Origin of the sequence: Thermogemmatispora sp. (genome assembly GCF_019683755.1) — a bacterium.
Lineage (GTDB): Bacteria > Chloroflexota > Ktedonobacteria > Ktedonobacterales > Ktedonobacteraceae > Thermogemmatispora.
Map to the genome: position 1 here is coordinate 1 of NZ_JADGHT010000302.1, position 5,777 is coordinate 5,777.

The window sequence follows — 5,777 nt, forward strand, 5'->3', positions numbered from 1 at the left end:
TCTCTGGGGCCAGGCCGCGACGTAGTAACTGATCGCGAATGCCCTCAGTGAGCACCCAGACTAAGGCGGCGCGCTCATAGGAAGACCACTCCAGCCACTCAGCCAGGCGGATCAGCAGGCGGTTGCGCAGGACGCCAAGCTGAACCGCCGACTCTGGCCAGAGGTCCGAAACAGTAAATATATACGGGCAGCCTTTCCAGCGCGCGAGAAGACGTCCAGCGATAGCGTTAAAAAGCGGGTGTGATTCGACAATCAACAAATCTGGACGACCGACGGCCTGCCCTCCCAGCACGGGGGCCAGACAACCGAAAGAGAGGTGGGCGAGAACGCGCCGTACGAAACCACGGTTGGGACTTGTGTAGCTCCAGATACGCACTACTCGTACGCCGGAGCGCATTTCCTCCTGCAGCAGTCGCCCACGATACTCAGGCGGGACCACACCGCTTGGATAATTGGGTACCGTCGTGAGCACAGTAACCTTATGGCCTCGTTGCACAAGGTGCTCTGCGTATTGGCTGATGCGTGAAGCTGCAGCCCCTTTCTCTGGGGGATAGTACAATGTTAGAAACAGAATATGTGCCATAGGCTTTTCTATTCCTTATTGCTTACTCGTATGAGAGACAACACTACGCAATCAGGGTGCTAGAGCAGTTTTGTGCATACTATCTGCATGATGGCTTATAGTTATCAGTGTGACTGGCCGGGAGACTCCCCTCTCCACCGCAGGGAGCTGACGCTTTCCTTGCCTCGTCTGGGCAGCCATCGCCGATGGCCAGATAGCGCATGCCGAGGGCCTCAATGGCAGAGCGTTGCAGGGCCAGGCGACCATCAAGCACAACCTGACAGCGTGTGAAGGGACGAAAGTCAAAAGAGCGATAGGCGGTATGAGCAGCTTGCAAAATAATCGCCTTAACCTCGGCGGCTCTCGACGGGGAGAAAGGTGTATAGCCGGCGGCGCGGATCTCTGCGGGGCTAAAGAGAGGGTCATCGGCGAGTACCAGGGCGCCCCGCTCCTGGAGGGCGGCCTGCAATAAAGCTGCGCTGCTGAAAGCTAACTCGCGTACGTCTCCGCGATAGGCAATACCCAGGATCAGAATGGTCTGCTCGCGTAAGGAGCCGAGAGCCATTTCGAGGCGCTGGACGGCATATGTAGCCATACTATCGTTAATAGTACGAGCCAGACGAGGAAGCTGCAGCAGCGGAGCATGGCCATTAGCCAGCTCCCTGACTTCTTCTGCCCCGGCCAGCAAGAAATAGGGATAGACAGGAATACAATGGCCACCGACGCCGACGCTCGGCGTATGAATGTGTGAATAGGGCTGACTATTAGCAGCGGCAATGGCCGCCTGGACATCCAGACCACGGGCGTCGGCGAAGCGAGCAAACTCATTGGCTAAGGCGATGTTCACATCGCGATAGGTCGTCTCGATCAGTTTCACGAACTCGGCGTCATCGGTTGATGGCATCACAATGATTTCCGAAGTATCGAGCACCGATCGATAGAAGGCTACCGCCTCGGCAGCACTCGGGGGATTGATCCCACCCACGACCTTGGGATAGATGCGCAGATCGCGAAAAATCGTACCCGATGAGACCCGCTCAGGGCTATAGGCCAACCAGAAATCGGAGCCTGCCCGCAAGCCAGATTCGCGCTCCAGCATCAGGGCCAGGCGGCGAGAGGTTGTCCCTACCGGCAGGGTCGTTTCATAGATTACCAGCGTATTAGGCTGCAGGCCCCTACCGATGGCGCAGGTAGCTGCATCCAGGGCGGCAAAATTGACGCGGTGAGCCTCATCGATGAGGACCGGAACAATGACGACAACGGCGCGGGCCTGGCGGACTGCCGCGCTTGTATCGCTTGTTGCACGCAGACGCCCCTCGCGGACCAATTTTGCCACTGCCTCTTCCAGGCCGGGTTCTTCATGGATGTGGGAACGGCCTGCGTTGATCTGCTCTACGACCTCGGCATTCACATCGCAGCCAATAACCTGCCAACCGTGGCGTGCATACTGCACTGCCAGCGGCAACCCGATCTTGCCCAAGCCGACAACGACCACTGTTGCGGGTGACAAGGCTGGTAGCGACTGGCTTGAAAGTTCTTTCTCCATATCCTTCTCTGCCCTGCAGTCTCTCATCCTCGTCGCTTTCTCTCTCCCTTGCGAAGCGCTAGAGTACCTTTGCGTTCCTCTGCGGCTGGCGGGTGGACAGGGAGAGAGGCCTTGAGAGAACCTATCCTATCCGTGGGTCTCTCTCATGTGAAAGACCCAACTTTGGCCCTGCGGTGTCCCTCTGCTCGGGATGACCAGGCGAAGTGAGCACCCCCCGGGTAGCGAGACCGTTGTTAGCCAACGCCGAAGCCAAGAGCTGCTGAACTACCTTCAGCACTGCCAGTCCATCCTCACCTGAAACCGAAGGGCTCGTATCAGTCATAATCGAGCGAATGACGTCCTCATACTCGCGGCGCAATGGCTCTGCCTTCTGGATCTTCAGGCGTGTCATGGTGCCCTCGCTCACGCCTGTCAATGAGCGCAACGCGTCCCAGGAAGTAGGGGTATAGTCGTTTTCATAGAAAAAGACATCCTGGGTTAGGTAGTTCAGCAAGAACATGCCTTTTTCGCCGGTGATCGTCAACTCACGTACCTTTGTTGGGGTCAGCCAGTTGACATCAAGCACTCCCAGGGCACCGTTGCTGAAGCGTAGCAAGCCTAATAACAAATCCTCGCAGGTGTGATGAATATACTGCTGAGTTTGAGCTGAGACCTGCTTAATCTCGGCGTCCACCAAGTAGCGCATTGTATCAATCTCATGCGAGGCCAGGTCGAGGGTCACGCCGACATCGCGGATACGCGGCGGGAAAGGGCCAATGCGTCGCGCGTGCAGGTGAAAGATACGCCCCAAGGCTCCAGTGCTCAAACGGCGCTTTACCTCAGTGACCGCGGGATTAAAGCGCTCGATGTGGCCCACGGCCAGGCGAACATTGCGCTGACGGGCCAGCTCGATCAATGCCTCGGCCTCTTCAACTGTACTTGTCAGAGGTTTCTCGACCAGGACGTTGAGGCCGAGATCGAGGGCAAAAGCTGCTATCTCACAATGGAGGTGGGTTGGCACGACCACTGCGACCAGCTCGGGGCGGTGCTCGGCCAACATCTGGCGATAATCGCTATAGCCAGCGATATGGAAGCGTTGCATAGCGCGCTGCAAAGCGCCAGGATTGGTTTCAGCAACAGCCACAAGCTGGACCGAGTCCTCCAGCTCCTTCAAAACACGCAAGTGGTTCCAGCCCATTGAGCCGGCTCCCACCACGGCCACCCTCAAGCGCATAGGGCGATCACCTCCCGCGCAATCGTCTCCAGCTCATCCTGAGTGAGAGCAGGGTGCACTGGAAGCGAGAGCACCTCACGTGCTGCCCGCTCGGTCTCTGGTAAGCGTGCCAGCGGGCTATCCCCTCGTACACGTACCTGCCGCTCAGGATTCACCACATAAAAGCGCTCTGCCTGGCTGCAATAGAAGGGTTGTTGATGGATAGGAACCGGATAGTGAACCGCAGTCGCAATGCCGCGCCGCTCCAGCTCGGCGGCGACCTCATCGCGCCGTGCGGGAACACGGATCGTGTATTGATGGTATGTATGGCGGTAGCCTGGGCGCGTAACTGGTGTCTGGACGATGCCCTCCAGGCGCCGGTTGAGGTAGGTAGCGTTGGCGATACGCCGCTGGGTGAATTCCTCCAATTTCGCTAACTGGGCCAGACCGAGAGCGCCCTGCAAATCAGTCATGCGCAAGTTATAGCCTAATGCTACCTGGTGATAGCGGCTGGCCTGCCCGTGATTGCGCAAGAGGCGGAGACGCGTGGCTATCTCGGGATCATCGCAGGTGATCATTCCTCCCTCGCCAGTGGTCATATTCTTGGTCGCATAGAACGAGAAGCAACCGGTGCCAAAGCTGCCCACTGGCTTGTTGGCAAAACTGCTGGCGTGAGCCTGACAGGCATCCTCAATCAAGATCAGGTTGTGGGCCTTAGCCAGCGGCAGCAGACGACCGAGGTCGCAAGGATGACCGTAAAGATGCACGGGGAGAATAGCGCGCGTGCGCTCGGTGAGAGCTAACGCTACCTGTGAGGGATCAAGGGTATAGGTGTCTGGCTCAATATCGACAAAAACGGGCGTGGCTCCTGCCAGCAAGATCGCATTGGCGGTAGCCACGAAGCTGAAGGCTGTAGTGATTACTTCATCGCCTGGGCCAATGCCGTGAGCCAACAGAGCGAGCTGAAGGGCCGCCGTACCTGAAGAGACAGCAACCGCAGCCCCAACCTGGCAGAGTTCGGCAAAACGCTGCTCAAATGCCGCGACATATTTGCCTTGAGCAAGCAAACCCGAAGCCAGGACTTCACGAATGGCAGCCTCCTCCTCAGCTCCCAGCAAGGGGCGCGCAATAGGAATCATCGCTTTCTCTCTTCTCACTGCACCATCGATCAACTACGGTCAGCTTGGTCCAGAGATGGCCAAGCGGAGCAGTGTTAGAGCCGTGGGTCTCTCACTCACTGGTCAGCGGCAAGGGGCGGGAGGCGGCCTCTATCTGTTCTGCGGTCGGCATGCATCTTAAAGCCTGCATCCTGGCCAGATGACAGTTTTGGTACATAAGCCAAGAAAACTCGACGCTCCTGCGCCACCCGGCAACACTCTTTCTTTGCTTATTGGTCGGTATCTGATCACTATTGAGAGAACAGTCCCTTCCACCAGCAAGCGCTGTGTACTGTGTACTGATACTGCCACAGCTTACCGTTCACGGCGCTGCCACACTGTCGAGGATCAGTATAACTGACCGCTTTGCAATTGTCGTCCTGTTGATGACTATTTTTTCGGGAACTGATAACCGTTTTTTGCGGCAACATTTACCGCTGGCATAGGTTAACAATTACACACCGTTCGACCGTCCTTGGCGATAATCGAGAAACGTCAAGAGGCTTCTAGAGCTGGCAGAGCCGAAGGGGTGCTTGCAGGACCTCCCTGGCCATTCTGGCTACTCGCCTATCTCCTGTCGGCTACCTGTGCTATATATCCTCAGCGAAGGCTCTGATTGGGATGTGTCAATGTGTCCATGCGCATTCCGAGCCGGTCTGCGGGCCAACGCTAGCCGGGCGGAACGAACAGCGTGGTCGTTCAGACTCGGACGAGCAGGTAGATAGGCAGGTAAGTAAGTACTCCCTGCTTGGGCAGAGCTTAACTGAACTGTGGAGGTGGCCAGTGTCTGGTTGCACTGGCGCAGTCCACTGTAGCTAAATCCATGTTGTCGCCTAGGCCTGTATGTATAAGGAAAAATGCTATGTCAGAGCAGATATTAACGCGTTTTAGAAAACGTCGCAAAGGGGCGGAGACGCGCATTCTCCATTTCGCTTTTCAGGATCTATTGCCTCCTGGGCAGACGCTGGTCCTGAGCTTGGGGACGCGAACTCTCTCTTTGCTTTGTGATGGAAAAATGGTGCTTGATCAGCAATTCAGCATCAATGAGTTACGTGTCCTCGAGCCTATTTTGCAAGCTTTTCCGCATTATTGTCCCTATGAGGTCTTACTGGCCAGTCTCTCATCGGCGCCGATAACTGCCAGCGCCATCGCTCGCTGTCGCCAGCGTCTGCTGGAAGCCCAGGGGAGTCAGCGGTGGCAGCAGGAGCTACGCCCAATCCGCCGCGCACTTTCCTCGGTGCGCAGTAAGCTGCATCGCTTCGGCCTGGAGATCTCAAATGTCCGTGAGCGTGGCTGTAGTCTGACGTGTCTGACCTATGC

At 56.9% G+C, this 5,777-nt stretch carries 5 protein-coding genes; 1 reads left to right on the forward strand and 4 read right to left on the reverse strand.

The features are described from left to right. The 4 genes from IRZ24_RS15905 to IRZ24_RS15920 form a co-directional block, all read right to left on the reverse strand. Nucleotides 1-583: glycosyltransferase family 4 protein (locus IRZ24_RS15905; protein ID WP_297166108.1), on the reverse strand; the 583-nt coding region annotated here is incomplete at its 3' end. A 79-nt stretch (nt 584-662) separates the two neighbouring features. Next, nucleotides 663-2,108: a nucleotide sugar dehydrogenase gene (locus tag IRZ24_RS15910; RefSeq protein ID WP_297166111.1), complete on the reverse strand. Its 1,446-nt coding sequence runs from the start codon at nt 2,106-2,108 to the stop codon at nt 663-665. A gap of 121 nt (nt 2,109-2,229) precedes the next feature. Next, the gene (locus IRZ24_RS15915; RefSeq protein WP_297166114.1) at nt 2,230-3,321 is read right to left on the reverse strand and encodes a Gfo/Idh/MocA family oxidoreductase; all 1,092 of its coding nucleotides are present in this window, start codon (nt 3,319-3,321) and stop codon (nt 2,230-2,232) included. Further along, nucleotides 3,312-4,439, reverse strand: coding sequence for a DegT/DnrJ/EryC1/StrS family aminotransferase (locus tag IRZ24_RS15920; RefSeq protein WP_297166117.1), 1,128 nt, complete (start codon nt 4,437-4,439; stop codon nt 3,312-3,314). Before IRZ24_RS15920 ends, IRZ24_RS15915 begins: the two co-directional genes overlap by 10 nt. An 880-nt stretch (nt 4,440-5,319) precedes the next feature. Here IRZ24_RS15920 and IRZ24_RS15925 point away from each other — a divergent pair. Further along, a partial coding sequence (locus IRZ24_RS15925) for a hypothetical protein (protein ID WP_297166119.1) occupies nt 5,320-5,777 on the forward strand: 458 nt, incomplete at its 3' end.

Excerpts from the sequence above, each read along its gene's own strand:
- IRZ24_RS15910 (WP_297166111.1), bottom strand. The coding sequence starts at position 2,108 with ATGGAGAAAGAACTTTCAAGCCAGTCGCTACCAGCCTTGTCACCCGCA.
- IRZ24_RS15915 (WP_297166114.1), bottom strand. The coding sequence starts at position 3,321 with ATGCGCTTGAGGGTGGCCGTGGTGGGAGCCGGCTCAATGGGCTGGAAC.
- IRZ24_RS15920 (WP_297166117.1), bottom strand. The coding sequence starts at position 4,439 with ATGATTCCTATTGCGCGCCCCTTGCTGGGAGCTGAGGAGGAGGCTGCC.